This window comes from Planomonospora algeriensis, assembly GCF_977012225.1.
The window spans coordinates 1-910 of record NZ_CDRNDK010000953.1; the positions used below are offsets into that span (position 1 = coordinate 1).

The 910-nt window shown below is 78.7% G+C and carries 2 protein-coding genes; both read left to right on the top strand.

Features of this window, described 5'->3' with window-relative positions; translation table 11 throughout:
- Window positions 1-293: hypothetical protein (locus tag ACWJ6R_RS37130; protein WP_449066669.1), on the top strand; the 293-nt coding region annotated here is incomplete at its 5' end.
- A gap of 58 nt (window positions 294-351) precedes the next feature.
- The coding region (locus ACWJ6R_RS37135) for a hypothetical protein (RefSeq protein WP_449066670.1) at window positions 352-910 on the top strand (559 nt) is incomplete at its 3' end.

Below are 910 nucleotides of genomic sequence, written 5' to 3' on the forward strand. Positions count from 1 at the left end.
CGCGTGCCCCCGACCCCCGCCGCCTGCGCGCCAGGCTGCGCACGCTGGCCGCCGCCGGGCCGCTGCGGCTGCCGCCGCCGCGCGCCGTCTCCCACTACGACATCCGGCGGCACGCCGCGCGGACCGAGGCACTGTACGAGCGCCTCCTCGAAGACGTCTCCCACTACGACGCCCGGCGGCACGCCGCGCGGGCCGCGGCGCTGTACGAGCGCGTCCTGGAGGACGTCCCCTCCGCCGTCCCGGCCGGGGCGCTTCCCGCCCCGGCGCACGACGCCGCTAAGGAGTACCGATGACAGATCCGGCGCGGCCCGGACCGGCCTGCTGCGGCGCTGGTGGCCGCTGGGGGCGGCCGTGCTCGTGGGGACGCTGGCCGGGCTGGCCTTCTCCCTGCTGAAGGAGCCCGTATACACCGCCGACGCGTACGTGGTCGCGGTCCCCGCCGACCGGAGCGACACCGCCCAGGCGGTGAACTTCGCGCAGACCTACGCCCGCGTCGCCACCCAGCCGGAGATCCTCGCCCTCGCCCTGGACGGCGCCGCCTCCCCGTCGTCCTCCGCCCCGGACCTCGGCCTCCTCCCGCGGGGGACCGTCCCGGACACCGGCGTCCCGGCGGGGTCCTCCGCCGCCGGCGGCGCCTCCTTCCCGGAGTCCTCGGTCGAGCGGTTGCGGCGCGCGGTGCAGGCGTCGGCCTCGCCGGACGCCCCCCTGGTCGGGCTGAGCGCCTCCGCACCCGGTCCGCGGCAGGCCGCGGACCGGGCCAACGCCGTGGCGACCGCCCTGATCACGTATGCGAACTACCAGGCGGTCAACACCCGCGTCCGCCTCGTCCGGTTCACCAAGGCCCTCCCGCCCGCCTCACCCGCCTCGCCGCCGCCGGCGGTCGGCGCCGCGCTCGGGCGTGACCGGGCGG